This window comes from Lentzea sp. NPDC004789 (assembly GCF_053601075.1).
On sequence record NZ_JBSGBE010000008.1, the window covers coordinates 58,933 to 81,111 of the forward strand.

Consider the following 22,179-nt stretch of genomic DNA (forward strand, 5'->3'; position numbering starts at 1 on the left):
GTCGGACGCCGAGGGTCGACCGGCTCGACGCGATCTTCGGTCCGGCCTACCTCATCGGCGCGTTGCGGGCGGTGCGGATCACGCGGTCGTGGTCGGCGACGGACATCAGGCCTTCGCCGACCCACCGCCGCGCCACGGCGGTCACCCGGTCCAGGAACGCGCTCCTGGACGAGAACGGCGACGCCACCCACACCTCGTCGAGGAACGTCGACCCGTCCGCGCGCACCGGGTTCGCGACGCCGGAGTCCACGCCCGCGAACACGATCTTCGGCTCAGCGCGGCGGAAGTAGGAGTGGCAGGCGTCTTCGGTGCCCTCGAAGAACGGTGCCAGCGTCACCTCACCGAGCCGGAAGTGCAGCGGGCTGCCCGCGACCGGCTGGAGGTTGCCGGCGAGGTCGCCGGAGAGCGCCGCGCGCCCGTACAGGCCCAGTTCCAGCAACTCGCGCCGCGCATCGCGCGCCACGAGGTTGATCGGGCCGTACATCAGCGACTGCACGAGAGGCTGGTCCGGCGTGCGCTCGGCCCGCAAGCCGAACGGCATCCGCACGCGCACGACATCCCCGTTGCGCCACGACCGGGACAACGTCACGTAGGTGCCGGGCAGGGCGTTGAGATGTTGCGGGACACCGTTGACCGTCACGGTGAACTCCCCCGCCCACGCGGGAACTCGCAGGCTCAGGTCGAACCGGGCCCTGCCGGTGATCCGCAGCGTCGTGCCCTGCTCGACCGGGAAACCGGTGGTCTGGGTGACGGTGACACCCTTCCACTTCAGCACCGACGGGCTGTAGAGGTTCACGTACAGCCGCGAGTCGTCCGCCGCGCGGAAGTACACCGAGTCCTGGTACTTCGTCGCGCTCTCCATGCCGGTGCCCTCGCAGCACGTCGTGCCCTGCTTGGGGGTGAAGTCGCGAACGCCGCCCGGCGTGAGGTCGACGAAGTACGTCATCAGCGGCAGCTCGGAATCGGCGCGGTCCTGCTTGGACCCCAGAATCTGGTTGTAGAGCGTGCGTTCGTAGTAGTCGAAGTACTTGGGCGACTGTTCGTGCAGGAACAGCCGGCGGCTGAGCTTGAGCAGGTTGTGCGCGCAGCAGGTCTCCGCCGAGGTGTCGCTCAACCCGCCGGCGACGACGTTGCGGGCCCGCCAGAACTCGCCCGTGCTGGTGCCGCCGATGCTGAACATCCGCGGCGGCACGACCATGCCCCAGAAGTTCCTGGCCGCGAGCCAGTACCGCTGCTCACCGGTCGCCTCGTAGAGCCGGAGCAGGCCGGTGAAGATCGGGATGTGCTGGTTGGCGTGCAGACCTTCGAGCACGTCGCGGTTCTCGGCGCACGCGGTGATCAGCGAGTCGAGGTCGAAGAGCCGAGCCAGTTCCAGGTGTTTGCCGGTGATCGTGTGCAGGTCGACGATCGCCTCGACGATGCCGCCGTACTCGCCGCTGGAGAAGATGCCCCACATCCGCTGACGCACTTCGGCGGACAGCTTGCTCAGGCGCGAGAACATCCAGTCGCACAAGCCGTCCGCGAGGTCCAGGGCCCGTGCGTCCTGGGTGTTGTGGTAGGCGTCGACCAGGCCCTTGAGGATCTTGTGCGCGGTGTAGTACGGCGCCCACACCACCTGGTAGTCCGGGCGCGTCATCGTCTCCAGCGTGATGAACTGCGTTTCCGGATACGCGGCCAGGAAACCGGGGTGGCTCGGACCGCCCCACGTGCGGCGCAACGTCGCCTGCCGTCCACGCCCGGACGCGTCGGCGAACGTCCCGCCGGTCGTCTCGTCGAACGCGTAGGAGCTCAGATCTCCCTTGAGAGACGCGGTGACCTCGTCCGCGCTCAACGCGCGGGAGAAGAGGTTCACGTCGTCGAGAGCTCCGGCGAACACCGGGTCACCGCCGAAGTGGGACCGGCCCAGCCAGTGGTGCGCGAGCGAGCCGAGTGCCGCCGGGTTCAACGACATCGCGGTGTTCGTGCCGACCTGGACGCCGTTGACGTACAAGGTGCCGGTGGTGCCCGCGATCGTCACCGCGACGTGGCTCCACTCGTGCAACGGCAGCGGCGCGGTGCCGTTGATCCCCTGTTCGCCGCCCGGACCGTTGGTGGTGATCGCGAACCGCGGCACGCCGCTGCCGTTGCGGGCCGCCAGGTAGAGGTAACGGGTGTTGTCGTTGCCGAAGTCGAAGATCCGCACCCAGTTCGCGTCGTGCGACGGCCGCACCCAGGCTGTGAACGTGAACATCGCTGGCAGCGGCTCGGGCGGCAGCTCGACGTACTGGTACGAGCCGCGCACCTGCTCGACCGCCCGCCCGGACTTCCCCGGCACGCTCAGCACCTGCGGATCGCGGCGCAGCGCGGCCCGGCACTCGACGAACGCCCCCAGCATCGTGCGGATCTTCTCCAGGTACACCGGCTCGCCGGTGCTGCCGTACGCCTGGGCCAGCATCGACAGGAAGTGCCCGGTGAAGTGGCCGCGGAGGTTGCCGTTCGCCTCGCCGTCGAGACCTTCCCAGCCACCAGGTGCGATGGCGCCCAACGTGTCCAGGCCCGCGTTGGCGCGAAACACCTGGAGCAACCGGTTCACGTCGTAGCCACGCGCGTAGGCGAGGACGAGGTCGCGCTTCCTCGAGAAAACGCCCTCGGTCAGCGCCACTTCGGACAACCCGAACGGAAGGAGACCGCTCGGCGCGACGTCTTGCGGCGCCGCCATCGCCTCTCCCGCCGTCACGCTGAGCAGTGGCGTAGCGGCGGTCAAGGAAGCCGCCTTCAGGAAGTCGCGCCGCGCGAACCCGTCCGCCATCCGCCTGCTCCTCGTCATTGAGAAATGTGAGCGCTAACATAGGCGGGGAGCCGACCGGCGTCAACGGTCGGGTGATCACCGGTCCAGCGAGAAGTGGCCAGAGTCGCCGAGGTACGACACCGGGTGGCTCTGCCCGACAGCGGGTCGTCCGCCCCACTGCTCGACGGGAAGGTGGACCGCGACGTCCAGTCCGCCGGCCGCCCGTGCCGAGATGACGAGTTCCCCGCGATGGGCCGCCACCACGGCGTCCACAATAGACAGACCCAGTCCAATGCCGCGGTCGGTGTGGATACGCTGCACCCCAACCATCCGCATCGTCCACCCAGGCGATGACGACGGACCGACCGTCACCGCCACGCTCCCGGCTGCCGCGCAACAGGACCTCACTTGACCGCTCCCGCGGTGACGCCTCGCGTGAGGGTGCGTTGGAAGATCAGGAAGAACACGATGGCGGGGATCACCCCGAGCAGAGCAGAGGCGCTGGTCATCGTGGCGTCCATCAGCCGCTGCCCCTGCAGCACGCCCAGCGCGACCGGAACGGTCTGGGTGTCGTTGGAGATCAGCAGGACCAGCGGCAGGAAGAACTCGTTCCACGTCCAGATGAACGAGAAGACGAACAGCACCCCCAACGCAGGCCTGCTGACCGGCACCACGATCCGGACCAGGACCTGCCACTTGTTCGCACCGTCGATCCTGGCCGCTTCAAGCAGCTCGGGCGGGAACCCGGCGTAGGTGGAGGTCAGCAGGTAGGTGCCGAACGCGGCCTGGATGATCGTGAAGATGATGATCACGCTGAGCTGCGTGTCGTACAGCCCGGTCTCCTTGGCCAGGAAGTACAACGGGTACACCATCGCCTCCTGCGGCAACGTGTTCGCCACCAGGAACGCGATCAGGACCCACAGCCTGCCGCGGATCCGGCCGATGCCCAGCGCGTACGCGTTCAGCACCGACACGACGACCGCCAGCACCGCGACGGATCCGCTGATGACGAGGCTGTTGAGCAGTTTCTGGCCGAAGTCGACCCGGTCCCAGAAGTCGGCGACGCCCTGGAGGGTGATGTCGGTGGGCAACGCCAGCGGGCCGTCGGACGCGTACTGCGCCGGCGTCTTCAGCGCGTTCAACGCCACGATCACGAACGGCGCCAGCATCACGAGCGCGAGCACGATCAGCGACCAGAGCACGGCATGGCGTCTCACCTGCTTTCACCCCGGTTCTGCACCTTCAGGAACACCGCGGTGAGGACGAGGATCAGCAACGTCAGGACGGTCGCGATGGCCGCGCCGTAGCCGACCTGGGTCTTCTCGAAGAAGTTCTGGAACGAGAAGTAGGACGGGACGTTCGTCGCCCCGCCGGGGCCACCCCTGGTCAGGACGTAGATCGGCCCGAACACCTTCAGCGCGGCGATCATGCACGTCAGCAGCACCACGAAGACCTCAGGACGGATCTGCGGCACGGTCACGTGCCAGAACCGGCCCCACCACGACGCTCCGTCCAGCTCGGCGGCCTCGTGCAGCGACGGGTCGGCCCGCTGCAGGCCCGCCATGAAGATCACCACCGGATAGCCGAGCTGGATCCACAGCAGCACCCCCATCACGCTCCACAGCGCGAGGTCCGGGTCGCCCAGCCAGTTCTGCCCCAGCGCGCCCAGTCCGATCACGCCCAGCAACTCGTTCAACGCGCCGTGCGGAGCCAGGATCCAGCTCCACACGATTCCCGCCACCGCCACCGGCAGCACCTGCGGCAGGTAGATGCACGCCCTCAGCACACTTGCCGCCCGCGGTCCGAACCTCTTGCCGATCACGTCGAACAACGCGGCCGCGATCACCAGTCCGGCGGCGGTGGGAAGAATCGCCATCGCCACCACGAGCGCGAGGTTGTGCTGGAACGACGACCAGAACGTGCTGTCGCCGAAGAGCCGCGTGTAGTTGTCGAGTCCGGTCCACTTCGGATCGCCGACGCCCTGCCACCGGGTGAAGCTGATGCCGACGTTCATGACGAACGGCACCAGGACCACCGCGACCAGCAACAGCGCGCCGGGGAGCAGGAACAGCAGGTACGACCCGCGCTCCCGGATTGTCCTCGCGATCATTTGCCGACGTTCGCCAGGTTCTCCTGGTACGGCTTGGCCAGCTCGTCCAGGACCTGCCGCGGCGTGGCCGTGCCGGTGATCAACTTCTGCACCGCGGAGACCTGCACGTCGTAGTAGCCGGGTGCGGGCCAGTCCGGGTAGAAGGCCAGGCGGTCCTGTCCGCTCAAGGTCCGGAAGTTCTCGGCGAGCTCCCTGATCTGCGGTGAGGCCGCCGGTGAGCCGCTGTCCGCGAGGGGCACGCCGCCCGCGTCCCTCAGCTTGTCCTGGATCTGCGGCGACATCGTGATCGCGATGAAGTCGTAGGCCAGGTCCTTGTTCTTGGAACCCTGCGGCACCACCCACATGTTGCCCGCGGATCCGGCGGTCAGCCCCGGCCAGAGGAACGATCCCCACTGGAAGTTCTTGATGCCGGCCGCGAGCCTGCCGTACCACCACGTGCCCGTGATCATGATCGGGTGCTTGCCCTGCATGAACGAAACACCCATGTCCTCGGCCTTCACGCCGGCCGAGTCCTTGCTGACGTAGCCCTTCTTCACCCAGTCGGCGAACGTGGTGGCGCCGTACGTCCACGCCTGGTCGTGGAAGTCCACCGCGCCGGTGTACCGCTGGTACCGGTCCACCCAGTCCTTGTTCGCCTTGGACAGCGCGAGCTGGTACATGATCTGGTGCGCCGGGTATTCGGCGCCGCCGACGGCGAGCGGCGTGATGCCGGCCGCGACGAACTTGTCCATCGCCGCGGTGAGCTCGTCGAGCGTGGTCGGCACCGCGATGCCCTGCTGCGCGAACATGTCCTTGTTGTAGAAGGCCATCACGTACTCGGCGTAGTTCGGCACGCCGAACCACTTGCCCGATCCCATCACGCCGCGCTCGTCATAACGGGCGGTGGTCTGGACGCCCTGGCTCAGCTGCTTGTCCCAGCCGCGCTTCACCGCCTCCTCGGAGAGGTCGGTCAGCAGTCCCTGCCTCGACAGCAGGCCGGCGGTGGCGTTGCCCTTGTTGTACTCCAGGACATCCGGCGCGTCCTTGGAGTTCAGCACCATCGGTGCCGTCTTCTGGATCTGCTCGAAGCCCTTCTCCTCGAACGCCACCTTCACCCCGGGGTGGGCCGATTCGAACTGCTTGATCGCCTCGGCCCACGCGACCCCCATCGCGCTGTCCGGGCCTTCGTAGTGCCAGAGCTTCAACGTCCTCGGCCCGTCGCCGCCCGAGCCCGACCCGCAGCCCGTGATGGCCAGCGCGGCAGCCAGCGTGATCGCCAGAGCGCGCCTGGACCGCCCCCACACCCCTGTCATCGACCCCTCCCCCGGCGACGCGGAACAAAACCCGGTCGAATTCGAATCGAAACGCTTCGATTCATCCCCCTCGGAACGGTATCGAGAAAACCGCTCCAATGGAATGCCGCCGGGATCGACAGGACTGAATCGCGCCACCGAGGGCCGGGTCGCGGGGATCAGCTGTTCACGACCACCACCTCGTACTGGTCGGCCGTGGGCGGGAAGCCGGTGTCGAACTTGGCGTTGACGACCGCCAGCCGGCCACCGAACTTGGCCACGGTGCTGGGCGACTGGAACACCGGGCTGGTGATGACCTTCTCCACGACACCCGCCGTGGTGTCGCGGTTCAGGCAGATGCGGCTGACCTGGTTGTTGTGCACGACCCACATCGTGCGGCCGTCACGAACGATTCCGTCCGCACCGGGAACGCTGACACCCGCGATCGTCTCGCTCGCGCCGGTGCGCGGATCGACCTTGTTGAGCTCGCCGCGGGTGGTGTGGGCCACGATCAACGACCGGGAGTCCGGCGCGGTCGTGATGCCGTTGTTGTTGAACGACCCGCTGGTGTCCCCGGCCGGACCGGTCAACGCCAGCGCCCTGAACTGGCCGAGCCGGCCGGAGTGGCTGATCGGCACGAAGTAGAGCTGTGCTTTCAGCGAGTCGGTGAACCAGGCGCCGTCGGCGGTCAGCGTGACATCGTTGATCATGCCGGCGTTGGCCTCGGCGAACTGGTACACCGCAACGGTTCCGCCGGTCCGCAGGTCGTAGACGTACGCCTGGCCGGTGAATCCGCCCGCGACGAAGAGCAGGTCGTGCCGGAGGTCGGCGGTCATGCCGACCGCCGCGCGGCCTGCCGGTGCGTCGATGAACAACTCGGCGGTGCCACGCCGTACGTCGCCGCGGTAGATGTCGCCGGCGAAGAGGTCTCCGGCGTAGAAAGTCGTTCCCCTGCCTTCGGTGATGCCCTCGGCCGACTTCGCACCGGGTAACACGATGACCTTCTCGGGCGGGGCCGCCACGGCGGGCGCGGCCAGCCCGAGGATCAGCATCAGTGCCAGAACCAATGGACGCATCAGATGAACTCCCGTTCGTCGAAGATCCTCCCGGACATCCAACCGCGCTCACGGGGCCTCGCGGTGAGGAAACAAGAATCCTGCAATGGGTCCAAAATGGACTTTGACCGCACTTGCCTCCTGGTGCGGAATTTCAGGTCCGCGAGCGGGGTTGACCTCGCACGCTAGCCTGTGACCGCTGTAGGTTCTCTTTCGCGGCGAACACCCGAGGCGCTCGAACGTTCCGCGTCCGCATTCGTGCGCTCTCAGTCAAGCCGGGACGGGCCGAACCGGCCGACAATTGGCCGGGTTCCCAGCGGTTTCGAGGTCAGTGGGGCGGCCATGCAGATGCAGGTGCTGTACGACACCAGAAGCGTTCATCCGCTCGACCGGTACGACTACTACCAGGCGGCCTCCGGCACAGAGCTGGCCCCGGTGGCCGTCGACGGGCGGGCACCCGGCCGCCTGCTCGCCGTGATGTCGACGGCCAGGATCGGCGACCTCGAACTCGAACACGTCACCTGGTCAGCCGACGCCCAGCTCGTGACCAGGCGGACCCAGCGCCTCATCCAGGCCCGCGACCCGGAGTGCTACCGGGTGTTCCTGAACGCCGGCGGCGTGATGATCGGCGAGCAGGAAGGCAGGCCGGTGCCGCTCAGAGCAGGCGACATGGCCGTGTTCGACCTGTCCAGCCCCTGCGACAGCACGCACGGCACAGAACCCACGCGGATGCGGGCGGTCATGCTTTCCGTCCCCCGATCCCGGGTGCCCGTTCCTCGCGGCGCAGTCCGTTCCCTGACCAGCGTCCTCGTCCCGAGGGCACTGCCGGGACGAAGCCTGATCGCGCAGTTCCTCCTGGGGCTCGACCCCGCCCTGCCGGCGCCCGATCCCGCACTCGAGGACGTCCTGTGCGAGAGCGTCACCGGTCTGATCCGGGCCTGGCTGGGCCTGCCGAGCGGAATCAGCCCCCGCACGCGCCAGACCCTGTGGATCGCCCACCTCAGCAACCTCATCCGCCGCCGCCTCGGCGATCCCGGCCTGAACGTCGAACAGCTCGCCAGGGCCGCGAACCTGTCACCGAGGGCCCTTCACCTGCTGTTCCGCGACAGCGGCCGCACGCCCATGCGCCTGGTCAAACAACTGCGGCTGAGCGAATGCCACCGCAGCCTCCTCGACCCGGCCACGGCCGGCACCCCCATCAAGGACCTCATCGCCGCACACGGCTATCTGCGACAGGACCAGTTCGCCCGTGACTTCAGGCAGCAGTTCGGCATCTCCGCGAGCAAGTCCGTGCTCGGCACACCCGGTGAGCAGCCATGTGGTCCGTTCTGTTCGGCGGCACCGTCCCCTGGGCGGCCGCCATGGCGACCCTGCTCCTGGTTCTCGCCGCCACGCTGCTGATCATCCACCAGGTCCGCACCAGCGACGGCGACATGTCCGTCCGGCTGCGCTGGCTGGGTCTGCACGTGCAGCGCAGCGCGCCGTCCCGGACACCACAGGCGTCGCCGCGTGCTGCTAATTCCGGCCGTGGCCCACGCGATCACCTTTGCGGCGGTGCTCACCCGCCACCGGGGAGAGGAACGCCAGGAAAACCTCGCGGAGGAACTGGCCGAGCAGAGCCGGCGACACGCGAAGAAGCCTGATGTGTCGCGCTCGATCGAACGCGACGAACCGCACTCGACGGTGCAGGGGGTTTGTGATGTCCCGATTGTTCAGATCAGCGGCAGCAGCGGTGCTGACCGCGGTGCTGTGCCTCGGCACGTCCACCGGGCCCGTGCGGGCCGACGACCAGACGCCGGCCGTCACCACCACGGCGGCGCCCAGCGCGACGCAGGCCTCGCCCACCGAGACCGCGCCCGCCGACACCGCTCCTTCCGAGAGAACCCCGCCGGAAAGCACTCCGGCGAGCCCGGCCGCCACCTCCGCGCCGGCGGCGGACCTGGCGGACCTGCAACTGCGGGTCTGGTTCGAGAAACCTTCGTACCGGTCCGATGAGGTCATCCACGTCCACGCCGCCGTGACGAACGCGGGCACTGCGACCGCGAACCACGTCGTGGTCACTTCAACAGGGAACATGGACAACTACTGGTGGCCTCCGTTCGACATCTCCGGAGTGACCATCGAGCCGGGACGAACCGTCGAAGGAACCTCGTACGGCACGCTGTCCACGGACGAGGAGAACGTGCACCTCGTCGTGACCGTCCGGCAGACCGGCGGTGAACCCGACGCCAACCCCGACGACAACACGGTGACCGCGTCGGTACCGGTCGTCATCCCGCGCGGCGGCTTCCGCGCCACCATCTACGGTGATCGCGACGGCGATCACGTGATGGATCCCGGCGAGGCACTGGCCGGCGTCAGCGTGCACATCTCAGGCGGATCGCCCCACACCGAGCGCACCGCGGCCACGGACGCGAACGGCGTGGTCGACTTCGGAAATCTTCCCGTCGGCATTTACCACACCTTCGTGACCTGGTACGGCTCCGGGTGGTACGTGCCGAGCTCGGACGGAACGGTGAGCGGCGTGGACGACCCCGACGTCCTCCTGCGGGCAACACCGGAGCTGTCGAACGACAGGCTCAAGACGTCGTTGGCCTTCACACAGGCGTCGTATCGGAAAGGCGACACGCCTCGCGCGACCCTCAGTTTGCACAACACGGGCACCGTGCTGCTCACCGATCTGACCGCCGACTGCGGCAGTGCGGACGTCGGAGAGCTGACACCGGGCGGTCCAGGCGCCGTTCTGCGCCCTGGCGAGAAACGCGACTTCACCGTGACGATGGCACCGATCACCGATGAGTTGGCCTCGACGGGCTACGTTCGTCTGCACTGCACGGTCAGTGCCGCGGGCAGCGGTCTCACTCCTGGGCTCACCGCGCTGGCACGCGTGCCGGGCGGCGTGGCCCCCAGAGTGACCGGCACCCTCATCCGGGTGAGGGTCCACAGCCCCATCAGACCACCGTCGGGAGACCCGGTACCCAACGTGAAGGTGTACCTGCGCGACGCGATCAGCGACGCGATCGTCGTCCGGGCCGTCACCGACACCGCCGGGCGCTTCACGTTCTACGACGTGCCGGCAGGCCTCTACAACTCCGGTGTGGTCGGACCATGGCAGGCCTTCGGGGGCACGGAATTCGTCGTACAGGCCGGCGAAGACGGCTCGCCTCTGCACCGGATCTACGTCGAGCCTGGGACCGAGCAGCCAGATCCGGATGCGGTTCCGCCAGGCGGCACACCACCGGGCGGTGGCGCGCCTCCGGACGCCGCCCCACCCAGCGGTACGCCGCACCTGGCCGCGACCGGGACCGATGCCGCACGGCTCGCGCTGGGCGGCCTGCTCACCCTGCTCACCGGCACCGGGCTGGTGCTGCTCGTTCGCCGGCGTCCCAACGGTGCCGGCTCGCGCAGGACCTAGTTCCCTGGCGACGTGCGCAACGTCGGCGGCACCAGATCACCCGATCGGTCCAGAGTCGACCACCCGTTCGGGGGGGAGGTGGCCGCCTACGATTTTCACCATGGGGCGAACCTGGCCGTTGACCGGTCGCGCGGCCGAGTTGCGACTCGTGGAAACCGCCATGCGACGTCGCAGCGGGCCTCGGGGCCTGGTGCTGGCCGGCGCCGCCGGAGTCGGCAAGACCCGGCTGGCACAGGAAGCCCTGCTCGCCGCCGGACACCGGGGTGCGCTCACCCGCTGGGCCGTCGCCACCACCTCCGCCCGTGCCCTGCCGCTCGGCGCGTTCGCCGGACTGCTCGGCGGCGTTGCCGGCGACCCCAGCCGCGCGCTCCGGGACGCGGTGACCGCCCTGGGCACCGGCGGCGGCCGGGCCGGCGTGGTGGTCGGCGTCGACGACGCCCACCTGCTCGACGAGCTGTCCGCGCTGCTGCTGCACCAGCTGGTGCTGACCGGTGCGGCGACCGTGATCGTCACCATTCGCACTGACGAACCCGCGCCGGACGCGGTCACCGCGCTGTGGAAGGACGGGCACCTCGACCGGCTGGAAGTGCGGTCTCTGACCGAAGCCGAGACCGCGGTGCTGCTGGAGGCGGTGCTGGGCGGACCGGTCGCCCCCGGCAGCGCCACCCGTGCCTGGGCGCTCACCAGGGGCAACGCCCTCTACCTGCGGCAGCTGGTGGACAGCGAACTGGAGGCCGGCCGGCTGACGCGCGTCGACGGGATGTGGAGCTGGTCCGGTCAACCCGAGATGTCACCTGGGCTGGTCGCACTGGTCGGCACCCGGATGGGCGAGCTGTCCGACCAGCTCGGCGACGTGGTCGACCTGCTCGCCCTCGGCGAACCCCTCGGCGTGGCCCTGCTCGCCGCGCTGACCAGCCCGGACGCCGTCGAACAGGCCGAGGCACGCGACCTGGTGCAGGTGACGGCGGACGGCCGGCGCTGGAACGCCCGGCTGGCGCACCCGCTGTACGGCGAGGTGCGCCGAGCCAGGATCGGGCAGCTGCGGGCCCGCCGGCTGCGCGGCCGAATCGCCACCGCCCTGGCCGGCACCGGCGCCCGGCGCGCCGAGGACACCCTGCGGCGCGCGGTGCTCGCCGTGGACTCCGACCTCACTCCCGATCCCGAGTCGCTGACCGCCGCGGCCGGGGCCGCGATCCAGCTGCTGGACCTGCCGCTGGCCGAACGGCTGGCGCGGGCCGCGGTGGAGGCCGGCGGCGGGTTCGACGCGCGGCTCACGCTGGGCAACGCGTTGTCGTGGCTGAGCCGGGGCGCCGAGTCGGACCGCGAACTGGCCGCCGTCGTGGACCTCGCCGGCACCGACGTGGAACGCGTCCGGGTCGCGGTGCCCCGAGCCGCGAACAGCTTCTACACCCTGGGCGACCCGGCCGCCGCGCTCGCCGTGCTGGACCAGGCCGAAGCGGCGGTGACCGACCACGCCAGCAGGATGGTGCTGCTCGCCCTGCGCGCCGCGTTCGACCTCCAGCTCGGCCACCCCGAGCCCGCGGTGATCGCCGCGACCGAGGCGCTCGCCGAGCCGGCCCTGCCCGACCTGCTGATCGTGATGGGCTCGTTCGGGCTGGTCGGCGGGCTCGGGCTGCTCGGCCGGGTGGACGACATCGGCGCGGCGGCCACCCGCGCCTACGACGCCGGGGCGCGCTCGTTCGAGGCGGCCGTGCCCAGCTTCGGCCTGGGCTACCTGCACACCGTCGGGCTGCGGCTGGCCGGGTACCTCACCGAGATGAGCGAGGTCGCCGCCCAACTGCGTCGGCGCGGCGCGGACATCCTCGGGCCGCCGCAGTTCTACGGGCTGGCGCTGGCCGGGCACGCCGCGCTGGCGGGCGGACGGCTGCACACCGCCGCGCGCCGGCTGCGGGAGGCCCGCGCGCAGCTCTCGCCGGCCGACACCTCCGGGTTCGAGAGCCACTGCCTGGTCAGCCTGGCGCAGGCGCTGGCGCTGGCCGGCGACGCCGAGGGCAGTGACGCGGCACTCCGCGACGCCGCCGCCACCTGGCACCCCGGCAACGCGTTCATCGCACCCGACCTGGAGGTGGCGCGCGCCTGGGCGACCGCAGCACGCGGAGCGGTGAGCGAGGCGGTGGCGCAGGCGCACCGGGCCGCCGCGCTGGCCGCCGAACGAGGGCAGGTCGCGCACCAGGCGTACGCGCTGCACACCGCGGTGCGGCTGGGTGACCGGACCGTGGCGGACCAGCTCACCGACCTCGCCGCGCGGGTCGCCGGACCGCGCGCCCCGGCGGCGGCTCAACACGCCACCGCGGTGGCCGCCGACGACGGCGAGGCACTGCTGACCGCGTCCCACGCGCTGGAGCGGATCGGCGACCTGACGGCGGCGGCCGACGCGGCCGGGCAGGCCGCAGTCGCGTTCTCCCGGCGCGGGCAGCGGGCTGCCACGCACGCCGCCGCCGCTCGCACCGCACAGCTGGCCGACACCTGCGAAGGCGCGCGCACTCCGGCCGTGGTCGCCGGCGCCACCCCACTGCCGCTGACCGCGCGGGAGCGGGAGATCGCGACGCTGGCGGCGCGCGGACGGTCCAACCGGGAGATCGCCGAGTCTCTGACGGTGTCGGTGCGCACCGTCGAGGGGCACCTCTACCGGGTGAACGCGAAGCTCGGCACGACCACCCGCGCCGAACTCGCGGCCCTCGTGCTCGGGCCGCCGCCGAAATTCGAGTAGCCGACTACTCGCAGCCCCCGCTCGCCCCGCCACCACGCTGATCACAGCCGTTCGAACCAGGGGGCGATCAGATGACCGGACAACGCCTGCCGTCGCTGTCGATCCAGTCCTACAACTTTCCGACGCACTACGTCCGGCACCGCGACTTCGTCGCCGTGCTGACCACGATCACCACCGACCTGGACCGCGCCGACGCCACGTTCGGCTCCGGGCGCGGCGACCGCAACCCCGGCGTCGGCGAGGGCATCGTGTTCCGGGCGTCGAACATCCCGGGATTCCGGTTGCGCCACCAGGACTTCGCGGTGTGGCTGCAACCGGACCTGCTCGTCGTCGACCCGAACCGGCCGCCCAGCTATCTCACCCCCGAGTCCGAGTTGTTCTACGCCGACGCCGCGTTCCGCGTGGTGCCGGGGTTGGCCGACGCCTCGTGGGTGTCGTTCCAGTCGGTGAACTTCCCGGACCGGCACCTGCGGCACCGCGACTTCCGGCTGCACCTGGAACCGGCCGCCGACGACCAGGGGCGCCAGGACGCCACGTTCCGAATCGTCGACGGGTTCAACCCCGGGCCGGTCCACCCGCCCATCAAGTGAAGGAGCCCACGACCCGCCGGGCGCTCCGCAACCCGACCGGCGCGGTGTGGCGACTCACGTTCAACGTCCAGCTGATCGGCCACCGAGCCGGACCACCACGAGGGAGGGTCACGATGACCAATCCGGGATCCATGGGACAGCGTGCCGCGCAGCAGGCGGCCCGATCCTTCAGCACCGCCTCGCAGCAGCACGCCTCCGCCAGCCACCAGCACCTGGTGCGCGGAGCCTCCGACGCCGCCCGCCGCGGCGGCCACCACCCGCGCCGCCGATCCGGCCCGCTCGGCCTGATCGGCCGCCTGATCAGGTTCGTGGTGACGCTGGTGGTGCTCGTGGTGGCGGCGGGAATCGCCCTGCTGGTCCTGCACCAGGCCGCCGTCATCCACTGACCCGTCGCCCGCTCGTGGAGTGATCTCGTGGCTGTGCCGTTCTCGGAGTACTTCCGGACCAGGCCGATCGACGTGCCCGGCGTCCGGGCCGGCCTGTGGACCGCCGGCGTGGCCGCCGACCAGGCCGTCGTCCTGGAGCAGTACAAGATGTGCGTCGAGATGGCGGACCGGGTCAGCGCGCGCCGGGCGCTGGCCAACGGGTTCTTCCTCAGTCTCACCACGGCGACGCTGACGGCGGCCGGGGCGCTGTGGCAGGCGAAGCTGCTGACGTCCTGGCTGCTCGCGCTGGCGCTGCTCCTGCTGCTGGTGCAGAACGGCGCCTGGTTCTGGCTGGTCCGCTCCTACCGCCAGCTCAACGCCGCCAAGTACGTGGTGATCGGGATGCTGGAGGAGAAGCTGCCGGCCTCGCCGTACTGGCAGGCCGAGTGGCGGGCGCTCGGCGAGGGCCTCGATCGGGGCCGGTACTGGCCCCTGACTCGCCTGGAGCAGTGGTTGCCGGTGACCTTCGCCGTGCTGGACGTCGTCGGGTTCGTGCTCGCCGTCGTGCCGCGCTGACCGGTCGTTGAAGGGCCGCCGGGGAGGAAGAGGAGGGGACATGGGGGTGCGAATCGTGCTGGACGGGCCGCGTCCAGCCCCTGGGCGGCTGGGCCGGGCGCTCGCGGTGGCGGTCTCGCTGCCGCTGATCCTGGTCGGCGTGCTCGGGCTGATCATGCTGGCCTACCTGCTCACCTTCGAGGTCACCGGATCGGTCGACGCGGCCGACCGGACCAGTGCCGTGCTGTACACGGCGGGGTGCGCGGTGGCCGCCGTGCTCGGGCTGTGGCTCGGGCTGCGGCTGCTGCGCGGTCGCCGCCGGGTGGTGCTCTTCCTGCGCCGTTTCGGGTACGTCGACGCCACCCGAGCGGTCAGCGCCGCCGCGACCACCGCGCTGGGCGGGGTGTGGCGGCTGGTCACCTTCGACGACGACATGGCGCGTGGCATCGGCGGCTCCACCACCCCGCGCCGCGCCTCGGGCGCCACCCTGGTGCTGCTGGTGGTGGCCGTCGCCGCGCTGGTGTGGTGGTTCGCGGGGATCGGCGGGCAGCAGCTGTTCGAGCACTTCGCGACGACCGGGCGGGTGACGCACTCCAGCGGCGACCAGTACCTGGACCAGATCGGCGGCGCGCTCGGCGCGGGCCTCGGCGTCGCGATGGTCGTGATGTTCGGAGGGGTGTTGCTGCTGGCGCTGCTCGGGGTGTCCGTGCCGCTGCTGCTGATCAGCTATGTCCGGGCACGGCGGTCCGAACGCGCGCTGACCGACCGGATCCGCTCGGGCCGGGAGATCACCGGCCGGGTGTCCGCGATCGCGCGCCGCGCCGGCAAGGTCCTCGCGCCCCGGCTGATCGTGGTGACCGTCGCGCACGCGGTGTGGCGGCAGGCCGTGCTCGCGTTCGCGCACTCGGCGGGCGCGGTGATCATCGATGTCACCGTCCCGTCGGACAGCCTGCGCTGGGAGGTGACCACGCTGCTGCCGGTGCTCGGGCACCGCTGCGTCCTGGTCGGCCGGCTGGACGCGCTGACCCGGACCCTGCCCGACGGCCGCGTGGTGCTCAGCTCCCCGCTGGCCCGGGACGTCGACGGCCTGGAGATCCTCGCCTACCGCACCGACCCGCACGGCCTGCGCCGGTTCGCCCGCGCCCTGCGCGACACCATCGACACCCGCGTCGGGTGATCCGGTGTGCGGCGGCGGCGGAGGAAGCCCCAGAACTGCTCGCCCCTTCTACGAGTGCCACTCCCCACCGACGTCCTGCGCCACACGATCGGCCTTCCCGATCAGTGGTGGGCCGAACTCCGCGCGACGCACCGCTGAGGAAGCTCATCGAGACCTCGTGACGCGAGTCCGGTCAATCGGCTGGTCCGCGGTCGATGGCCTGACGAGGCAGCAAACCGCCGACGAGAGTGGCGACCAGCGACACCGCGAAGCGCCGGTCGGAATCCTCGTCGTCGCGCCGGTCGGTGAAGTAGCTCAGAAACGCGTGCTGGAAACACGCGCCGAGCAGGAGCGCGGCGGCGGCTTGCGGGTCGGCGGCGGGCTCGACCCGGCCGAGGTCCTGTTCCGCGGCGAGGTAGCCGGCCACGGCGTCGACCACGCGAGCGGGTCCGGCGCCGCGCTCGCGCAGCGCCTGGCTGTGCGCGGCCAGCAGCTGGGGTTCGGCGAACAGCGACGCGGCCATGGGGAAGTTGTGGCGGTAGAACGTGATCGCCGCTTGCGCGATGTCCTCCAGGGTCGCCTGCACCGCCACGTGCCCCACTCGTTGGTCCAGCCCGCCGAGCAGGGTGGCGAGGGTGTTGGGCGCGCGTTCGCTCAACACGGCCAGGAACAGGTCCGTCTTGTCCCGGAAGTGCTTGTACAGGGCGGCCTCGGAGTAGCCGGCTTCCTTCGCGATCTGCTTGGTGGTCGCACGGGCGAGCCCGTGGGTGCGCATCACGTGTGCGGCCGCGTCGAGCATCCGGTCGCGAGTGCTCATCGTCGCCTTTCCGGTTGACAGGTAAGTGAGTACTCACCCACCATACCGGTTAGTGAGTACTCACCAACTGGAGGACGTCATGAAGATCGCCTTGTTCGGCGCGAGCGGGCGCACCGGCCGGCAGTTCCTGGAGCAGGCCGGTGCGGCCGGTCACGAGGTCACCGCGATCGTCCGGGGCGCGGCGGACCTGCCCGGACACCCGCGTCTTTCGGTGGTCGCCGCGGACGTCATGGACCCGGACGCGATCGGCCCGCTCCTCGCCGGACAGGACGCCGTCGTCACGGCGATCGGCCCGCGCCAGGCGAGCAAGCCCACCACCGTGCAGACCGACAGCACGGCCAGCATCCTCAGCGCGATGCGGCACCACGGCACGCGGCGACTGGTCGCGGTGAGCAACAGCGGCATGGTCACCACCGGCGACGGACCGATGACCCGGTTCGCCGCCAAGCCGATCCTGCGCAGGCTGCTCCGCCACACCTGGGCCGACATGCGGCGCATGGAAGACCTCGTGCGCGCGAGCGAGCTCGACTGGACGATCCTGCGTCCGCCGATGCTGACCGACGGCAGGCGGACCGGCGCCTACCGCATCGCCCTCGACCGCAACGTCCGAGGCGGCCTGCGACTGTCCCGCGCCGATCTCGCCGACGGCATCCTGCGCTGCCTGGCCGATCCGGAGCTCGTCCACGTCGCGGTCTCCATCGCGAACTGACCCGCCGTAGTCCACAAAGGACCGCTATCGGCAGTCAGTGGGTTTCGGTGGTGAAGCCGCCGTCGATGACGATGTTCGCGCCCGTGACGTTGCCGGCGACGCGATCGCTGGCCAGGAACAGCGCGAGGTCGGCGACCTCCTCCGGCCTGGTGAAACGACCGGTCACCGCCTGGGCCGCGGCTTGGTCGGCGACGGCACCCGGTGTCGCGCCCGCGGTGGCGGCGAGGGTCTCGGCCACGCCGCCGGTGCCCAGCCAGAGGTCGGTCGCGACAGGGCCGGGGCTGATGGAGTTGACCCGGATGCCGTGCGGGCCGAATTCCTTGGACAGCGCCTTGGTGAGGTTGACCAGTGCGGCCTTCGCCGTGCCGTAGTCGATCACGGTGGGGTCCGGCAGGGTGGCGTTGACCGAGGCCGTGTTGACGATGCTGCCCCGGCCGGCGGTCAGCATCGCGGGCAGGGCGGCCCTGGTGGTGCGGACCGCGGCCAGGAAGTTCAGCGTGATCGAGTGCGCCCACTGGTCGTCGGTGACGAGCAGGAACCCGGTGGTCCTCGGCGTGACGAAGCCGACGTTGTTGACCAGGACGTCGAGGCGGCCGCGGGCGGCCAGCGCCGCGTCCACGAGCCGGCCTGGGCCGTCGGGGGTGCCGAGGTCGACGGCGACGGCGACGGCCTTGCCGTTCTCGGTGAGCGCGTCGAGTTCCGGGCTGCTGGACCGGGCGCCGGCGATGACGTGGGCGCCCTCGGCTACGAGGGCCTTGGCGATGGCCAGACCGATGCCCTTGCTGGCACCGGTGACGACGGCGACCTGGCCGTCGAGTCCGAGATCCACGTGTGTCTCCCTAGATGCCGTGGGTGTGCAGCCAGCCGAGGACGGTGTCGGCGACGTCGCGCCAGCCGCTGTCGACCGTGAGGGAGTGGCCGCGGCCTTCGAACTGCTTGAACTCGGTGACCGCGGTGGAGTCCCGGTACTGCTTGAGCGTCGAGCGGGTCACGACGTCGGGCACGGTGTGGTCGGCGGTTCCCGAGATCAGCAGCAGCGGTCCGCGATCGGCGCGGTGGGTGTCGACCTGCGCCTGCGAGTGCAGCACGAAGTTCGCGGCCGCCACCTGGAACAGCGGACGGGCCGGTGCCGGGACCACCCACCGCCGGTAGATGTCCGCCGACTCCTGCTCGGTCAGCGCGTTGCCGAAGCCGAAGCGGAACTCCTTCTCGCTCAACATGACGGCGCGGTGCAGGTTGGCCGGGTTGCCCAGCGCGGGCAGTCCGGAGCGCAACTGGGCGAGCGGGAGCGGGAGGACGCCCTTGATCTGCGCCGGGTCGATCGCGACGCCGGCACGTCCGATGCCCCGGCCGAGCAGCTTCTCCGTGATCAGGCCTCCGAAGGAGTGGCCGATGACGACCGGGGCCTCTCCGAGGCCGGCGATGATCGAGGCGAAGTGCTCGGTGGCCTGGTCGATGGTCGTGTCCGCGACCGCCTCCGGGTGCTCCCTCGCCGCTTCGACGGTGTCGGGCTCGTTGGGCCAGCCGGGCGCGATGGCGGAGTGTCCGGCCGCCTCGAAGTGGTCGATCCAGGGCTGCCAACTGGTCGCGTGCAGCCACAGGCCGTGGATGAACACGACCGGCGGTCTTTGGTCCGGCATGATGATGATCCTCCGTCCGCGTGGGTTTCCGGTGTCAGACAACTCCGGCGACCGGGCGGCGTCCAAGATCCGTTGCACCGCGATCGATAACCGCACCGGCATCGTTGCCGGTCCCGCCCCACGGCCAAGCCGGGAGGACCGGATGGATCTCGACCTCAGGCTGGTGCGCTACTTCGTCACGGTCGCCGAGGAGCTGCACTTCGGCCGGGCGGCGGCCAGGCTGTTCATCAGCCAGCCGGCGTTGTCCAAGCAGATTCGCAAGCTGGAGGACGACCTGGGCGGCCTGCTGCTGGTGCGCGACAGCCGCCACGTCGCACTCACGCCGCGCGGTGAGCACTTCCTGGAGCAGGCGAGGCAGCTGCTGGCCCTCGCGGAGGGCATGCAGCGCGAGCCGGAACCCGATCGCGTCCGCATCGCGCACATCTTCAGCCTGGACAGCGGACGCGTCCTCGCCGACGCCTTTCACGAGCGGTTCCCCGAGGTGCAGGTCGTGGAGAGCTCGATGGACAGCACCCGGCAGCTGGCCGCGCTGCTGGCCCACCAGCTCGACGTCGCGATCATCCGGGTCACCGCGACGATGAGGACCAACCACCCGGCGGGATGGCGGCACGCGTTGCTGCGGCTCGAACCGTTCTGGCTCGTCGGCCGGCCAGGAGATTCGCCTCGCCCCTCCGCGTCACTGCACGAACGCCCCATGGAGGTCTTCGGGGATCCACCGGGCTCCGCCCTCTACAACACGCACGGGCGCTACCTCAGCTCCCTGGAGCAGCACACCGGCCTGGCGTTGCGGTGGCTCGGCAACCCCGGCACCTTCGACCACTGCCACGCGGCACTCGTCCGTGCCCGCACCCTGGCCTATGTGCTCGAATTCGACAGCTATGCCCGCCGGTACCTGGACAAGGGCATACCGATCCATCGACCGGAAGAGCTCCGGCCCGTGTACCCGTGGTCCCTGGCGTGGCGCGACGGCGAACCGTCGGAAGCCGTTCGGCAGTTCCTCCGCCTTGCCCGGGAAACAGCCGAACGCCGCCGCTGGCTGCAGCCCGAGCGGGACGGCGGCCCGCTCTGGGTGCCACCGGAAGACCTCCTCGACGCGGCAGCGCTGACGATCTAGGTGCTCGGGGACCCGGCTCCGATCGCCGTACTGGTCAACGCGTCGGATTGGCCCCGCGGGCACCAACGCCCTGAGATCCGGTCGGTGGTGTTCGCGTGATGATCGCGGTGGGATTCTGCTGGGGAGAATGACGTGATCACCGGACCACGTCAGCGAACCCTGCCGGAAAGGACGCGGTCGTGATCCGTCGCCTGCTGCTCGTTGCCGCCACCGTGTGCGGTGCCGTGGTCATGCCCGTCGGTGAGGCACAAGCGATTCCAGCGTGCAAGAGCGGGTACGCATGCCTGTACCAGTGGTGGGCGGACCGCGATCACACGGTTTTCAACGGGTTCCGGTCCATCGACTGCCAGGGCGGTGTGGTCAGTTCCGGCCGCCTCTCCGGCTTCCTGGAGTTCAACCAGGCGCGCTGCAACAGCTTCTGAGAAGTGGTGGTGGGAAGGCACACGTCCAGGCGTTCCCACCACCACGGGCTCATGGGCAACGCTTCCAGGCGAAGTGGTAGTCCGTGGCGATGTAGGCGTCGGTCGAGTCCATCGCCATGAAGCTCGTCGTCGTCTTCGGGTCCGACGTGCCCGCGTTGACCCGCAACTCGGTGTTGAGGTTGATGTTCCTGCTTCCGCCGCACGGCCGGTAGACGATCATCCAGTCCACGTCGGTGGCCTGCCATTCGTCGCTCACCGGGCCTTGCCATTTGTGGCTCTTGTACTCCGTTTGTGGCGAGCCCTGGAAGTAGTAGGTGGATCTCAAGGAGCTGTTGGCACCGGGTGCGAGCTGGACGAAGCCGCGGTAGTCGACCTCGGAGATGCCGTAGGTGAAGCCCTCCGGCACGTTCACGCGGAGGTTCAGCTGGCAGTTCTTGCGGAAGTCGGTCGGCCCGGCGCCGACGCCGACCAGGGCGATGTAGCTGCTGTAGATCACGTGGAAGGTGGTGTTGTCCGGTGACACCTCCACGCCTGCGGTGCCGTTGGGGCAGCCGGTTCCGTTGACGGTGGCCACGTCGATGGTGACCCTGCCGGGCGGCGGGACGTCGGTCTGCGGGAGGACGGCGGTGGACATCGCCAGGGCGGCGGCGACAATTGCGTTGATCATTGAGCACCTTCCGGCTCGTGCGCTGAGCAGCGGCGGCGACGCGATCAGCGGCTTCCAGAGGTACCCAACCCGATGGCCGGGGCGTGAGCGTTTCCGATCGCCTTGCGATTGCCTGACGATCAGTGCCGTCAGCGGTCGAGCAGTTCCAGGAACCGCTCGAGCAACATGTCCCGGTACGCCTCGTGAGTCCACCCGCAGTCCCGCACCAGCAACGTGTAGGCGCCGTGTTGCGCGGTGACCCAGCACAGGTCGACGGTGCGGTCGACGTCGTCGGGAAGCCGGCAGAGCCCCCACCCCGCCAGCCGGTGGATCAGGCGGCGGCCTTCCTCCCGCATGTCCTCGATCCTCTTGCGGTACGCGACCGCGAGCACCGGGTCGGTGTTCGCGCCCTCCACGAAGGCCGACCACATGCCGGCGCTGCGCCGGTTGGCGTCCGTCAGCGTCGTGGCGACGAGCGCGAGAGCGTCGCGGAGCGTTCCGCCCGGTGGTGGTGCCGCCAGTTCCGGGCGCGCGTAGAGGGCCGTTCCGTCGGTCGTTCCGCTCAGCGCGATCTCCAGCGCCCGGAGGAACACGTCGGCCTTGCCGCCCAACGCGTAGATCGTGTCCATGGAGACACCGGCGACGGTGGCGAGCTGGCGCATCGACGTGGCCGCGTAGCCCTGTTCGGAGAAGAGGGGCTCGGCGGCCAGGCAGATCTGGACTTTCGTCTGCTCAGCCCGTTTCTCTCGCGACGGCGAGCGATAGGTGCGGGCCACGTCTCTCCTTTCGCCCCTTACGAGATAGTCTAGGCGGACA

At 70.0% G+C, this 22,179-nt stretch carries 21 protein-coding genes; 10 read left to right on the forward strand and 11 right to left on the reverse strand.

Translation table 11 applies throughout. The annotated features are described in order from the left end of the window. Positions 1-46: 46 nt before the first annotated feature. The 6 genes from ACWEIJ_RS20100 to ACWEIJ_RS20125 form a co-directional block, all read right to left on the reverse strand. On the reverse strand, positions 47-2,788 hold the full coding sequence (locus ACWEIJ_RS20100; RefSeq protein WP_449838689.1) for a beta-L-arabinofuranosidase domain-containing protein: 2,742 nt from the start codon (positions 2,786-2,788) through the stop codon (positions 47-49). A gap of 75 nt (positions 2,789-2,863) precedes the next feature. Beyond that, entirely contained in the window at positions 2,864-3,088 is a 225-nt protein-coding gene (locus tag ACWEIJ_RS20105; protein ID WP_449838690.1) for a hypothetical protein, read from the reverse strand. A gap of 83 nt (positions 3,089-3,171) precedes the next feature. After that, entirely contained in the window at positions 3,172-3,984 is an 813-nt protein-coding gene (locus ACWEIJ_RS20110) for a carbohydrate ABC transporter permease (protein WP_449838691.1), read from the reverse strand. Continuing rightward, positions 3,981-4,877, reverse strand: a complete 897-nt coding sequence (locus tag ACWEIJ_RS20115) for a carbohydrate ABC transporter permease (protein ID WP_449838692.1) — start codon at positions 4,875-4,877, stop codon at positions 3,981-3,983. Before ACWEIJ_RS20115 ends, ACWEIJ_RS20110 begins: the two co-directional genes overlap by 4 nt. Further along, positions 4,874-6,169, reverse strand: a complete 1,296-nt coding sequence (locus tag ACWEIJ_RS20120) for an ABC transporter substrate-binding protein (protein ID WP_449838693.1) — start codon at positions 6,167-6,169, stop codon at positions 4,874-4,876. Before ACWEIJ_RS20120 ends, ACWEIJ_RS20115 begins: the two co-directional genes overlap by 4 nt. A 158-nt stretch (positions 6,170-6,327) precedes the next feature. Continuing rightward, positions 6,328-7,224: an SMP-30/gluconolactonase/LRE family protein gene (locus tag ACWEIJ_RS20125; RefSeq protein WP_449838694.1), complete on the reverse strand. Its 897-nt coding sequence runs from the start codon at positions 7,222-7,224 to the stop codon at positions 6,328-6,330. A 321-nt stretch (positions 7,225-7,545) separates the two neighbouring features. On the opposite strand from ACWEIJ_RS20125, the gene ACWEIJ_RS20130 reads away from it, so the two are divergent. The 7 genes from ACWEIJ_RS20130 to ACWEIJ_RS20160 all read left to right on the forward strand — a co-directional run bounded on the left by ACWEIJ_RS20130 (position 7,546) and on the right by ACWEIJ_RS20160 (position 16,036). Continuing rightward, positions 7,546-8,604, forward strand: coding sequence for a helix-turn-helix domain-containing protein (locus tag ACWEIJ_RS20130; protein ID WP_449838695.1), 1,059 nt, complete (start codon positions 7,546-7,548; stop codon positions 8,602-8,604). Positions 8,605-8,902: 298 nt separating this feature from the next. After that, positions 8,903-10,618, forward strand: coding sequence for a hypothetical protein (locus ACWEIJ_RS20135; RefSeq protein WP_449838696.1), 1,716 nt, complete (start codon positions 8,903-8,905; stop codon positions 10,616-10,618). A 100-nt stretch (positions 10,619-10,718) separates the two neighbouring features. Next, the gene (locus tag ACWEIJ_RS20140; RefSeq protein WP_449838697.1) at positions 10,719-13,349 is read left to right on the forward strand and encodes a LuxR C-terminal-related transcriptional regulator; all 2,631 of its coding nucleotides are present in this window, start codon (positions 10,719-10,721) and stop codon (positions 13,347-13,349) included. A gap of 71 nt (positions 13,350-13,420) precedes the next feature. Beyond that, positions 13,421-13,939, forward strand: a complete 519-nt coding sequence (locus ACWEIJ_RS20145) for an AbfB domain-containing protein (protein ID WP_449838698.1) — start codon at positions 13,421-13,423, stop codon at positions 13,937-13,939. A 113-nt stretch (positions 13,940-14,052) separates the two neighbouring features. After that, a complete protein-coding gene (locus tag ACWEIJ_RS20150) occupies positions 14,053-14,325 on the forward strand; it encodes a hypothetical protein (RefSeq protein ID WP_449838699.1) in 273 nt (90 codons plus the stop codon). Positions 14,326-14,352: 27 nt separating this feature from the next. Further along, positions 14,353-14,880: a RipA family octameric membrane protein gene (locus ACWEIJ_RS20155; RefSeq protein WP_449838700.1), complete on the forward strand. Its 528-nt coding sequence runs from the start codon at positions 14,353-14,355 to the stop codon at positions 14,878-14,880. Between the two features lie 40 nt (positions 14,881-14,920). Continuing rightward, positions 14,921-16,036: a hypothetical protein gene (locus ACWEIJ_RS20160; RefSeq protein WP_449838701.1), complete on the forward strand. Its 1,116-nt coding sequence runs from the start codon at positions 14,921-14,923 to the stop codon at positions 16,034-16,036. Positions 16,037-16,208: 172 nt separating this feature from the next. On the opposite strand, the gene ACWEIJ_RS20165 is transcribed toward ACWEIJ_RS20160, so the two are convergent. Beyond that, positions 16,209-16,832, reverse strand: coding sequence for a TetR/AcrR family transcriptional regulator (locus tag ACWEIJ_RS20165; RefSeq protein WP_449838702.1), 624 nt, complete (start codon positions 16,830-16,832; stop codon positions 16,209-16,211). Positions 16,833-16,911: 79 nt separating this feature from the next. Between ACWEIJ_RS20165 and ACWEIJ_RS20170 the strand changes: the two genes are divergently transcribed. Then, positions 16,912-17,541, forward strand: a complete 630-nt coding sequence (locus ACWEIJ_RS20170) for an NAD(P)-dependent oxidoreductase (protein ID WP_449838703.1) — start codon at positions 16,912-16,914, stop codon at positions 17,539-17,541. 34 nt (positions 17,542-17,575) lie between these two features. On the opposite strand, the gene ACWEIJ_RS20175 is transcribed toward ACWEIJ_RS20170, so the two are convergent. Further along, on the reverse strand, positions 17,576-18,370 hold the full coding sequence (locus ACWEIJ_RS20175) for an SDR family NAD(P)-dependent oxidoreductase (protein WP_449838704.1): 795 nt from the start codon (positions 18,368-18,370) through the stop codon (positions 17,576-17,578). 10 nt (positions 18,371-18,380) lie between these two features. After that, on the reverse strand, positions 18,381-19,181 hold the full coding sequence (locus tag ACWEIJ_RS20180) for an alpha/beta hydrolase (protein ID WP_449838705.1): 801 nt from the start codon (positions 19,179-19,181) through the stop codon (positions 18,381-18,383). A 142-nt stretch (positions 19,182-19,323) separates the two neighbouring features. Between ACWEIJ_RS20180 and ACWEIJ_RS20185 the strand changes: the two genes are divergently transcribed. Next, positions 19,324-20,295 carry a LysR family transcriptional regulator gene (locus ACWEIJ_RS20185; RefSeq protein WP_449838706.1) on the forward strand — a complete coding sequence of 324 codons (972 nt, stop codon included), beginning with the start codon at positions 19,324-19,326 and terminating at the stop codon, positions 20,293-20,295. Positions 20,296-20,474: 179 nt separating this feature from the next. After that, positions 20,475-20,717 (forward strand): hypothetical protein, encoded by a 243-nt coding sequence (locus ACWEIJ_RS20190; RefSeq protein ID WP_449838707.1) that lies wholly within the window; start codon positions 20,475-20,477, stop codon positions 20,715-20,717. A 49-nt stretch (positions 20,718-20,766) separates the two neighbouring features. On the opposite strand, the gene ACWEIJ_RS20195 is transcribed toward ACWEIJ_RS20190, so the two are convergent. Continuing rightward, the gene (locus ACWEIJ_RS20195) at positions 20,767-21,384 is read right to left on the reverse strand and encodes a DUF4360 domain-containing protein (RefSeq protein WP_449838708.1); all 618 of its coding nucleotides are present in this window, start codon (positions 21,382-21,384) and stop codon (positions 20,767-20,769) included. Between the two features lie 128 nt (positions 21,385-21,512). Then, positions 21,513-22,139: a TetR/AcrR family transcriptional regulator gene (locus ACWEIJ_RS20200; RefSeq protein ID WP_449838709.1), complete on the reverse strand. Its 627-nt coding sequence runs from the start codon at positions 22,137-22,139 to the stop codon at positions 21,513-21,515. Between the last annotated feature and the right edge of the window lie 40 nt (positions 22,140-22,179).

Bases quoted from the DNA above. Each gene is read 5' to 3' on its own strand.
- ACWEIJ_RS20125 (WP_449838694.1), bottom strand. From the start codon at position 7,224: ATGCGTCCATTGGTTCTGGCACTGATGCTGATCCTCGGGCTGGCCGCG.
- ACWEIJ_RS20160 (WP_449838701.1), top strand. From the start codon at position 14,921: ATGGGGGTGCGAATCGTGCTGGACGGGCCGCGTCCAGCCCCTGGGCGG.
- ACWEIJ_RS20170 (WP_449838703.1), top strand. From the start codon at position 16,912: ATGAAGATCGCCTTGTTCGGCGCGAGCGGGCGCACCGGCCGGCAGTTC.
- ACWEIJ_RS20185 (WP_449838706.1), top strand. From the start codon at position 19,324: ATGGATCTCGACCTCAGGCTGGTGCGCTACTTCGTCACGGTCGCCGAG.
- ACWEIJ_RS20120 (WP_449838693.1), bottom strand. From the start codon at position 6,169: ATGACAGGGGTGTGGGGGCGGTCCAGGCGCGCTCTGGCGATCACGCTG.
- ACWEIJ_RS20150 (WP_449838699.1), top strand. From the start codon at position 14,053: ATGACCAATCCGGGATCCATGGGACAGCGTGCCGCGCAGCAGGCGGCC.
- ACWEIJ_RS20145 (WP_449838698.1), top strand. From the start codon at position 13,421: ATGACCGGACAACGCCTGCCGTCGCTGTCGATCCAGTCCTACAACTTT.
- ACWEIJ_RS20130 (WP_449838695.1), top strand. From the start codon at position 7,546: ATGCAGATGCAGGTGCTGTACGACACCAGAAGCGTTCATCCGCTCGAC.
- ACWEIJ_RS20135 (WP_449838696.1), top strand. From the start codon at position 8,903: ATGTCCCGATTGTTCAGATCAGCGGCAGCAGCGGTGCTGACCGCGGTG.
- ACWEIJ_RS20140 (WP_449838697.1), top strand. From the start codon at position 10,719: ATGGGGCGAACCTGGCCGTTGACCGGTCGCGCGGCCGAGTTGCGACTC.
- ACWEIJ_RS20180 (WP_449838705.1), bottom strand. From the start codon at position 19,181: ATGCCGGACCAAAGACCGCCGGTCGTGTTCATCCACGGCCTGTGGCTG.
- ACWEIJ_RS20100 (WP_449838689.1), bottom strand. From the start codon at position 2,788: ATGGCGGACGGGTTCGCGCGGCGCGACTTCCTGAAGGCGGCTTCCTTG.
- ACWEIJ_RS20165 (WP_449838702.1), bottom strand. From the start codon at position 16,832: ATGAGCACTCGCGACCGGATGCTCGACGCGGCCGCACACGTGATGCGC.
- ACWEIJ_RS20115 (WP_449838692.1), bottom strand. From the start codon at position 4,877: ATGATCGCGAGGACAATCCGGGAGCGCGGGTCGTACCTGCTGTTCCTG.
- ACWEIJ_RS20195 (WP_449838708.1), bottom strand. From the start codon at position 21,384: ATGATCAACGCAATTGTCGCCGCCGCCCTGGCGATGTCCACCGCCGTC.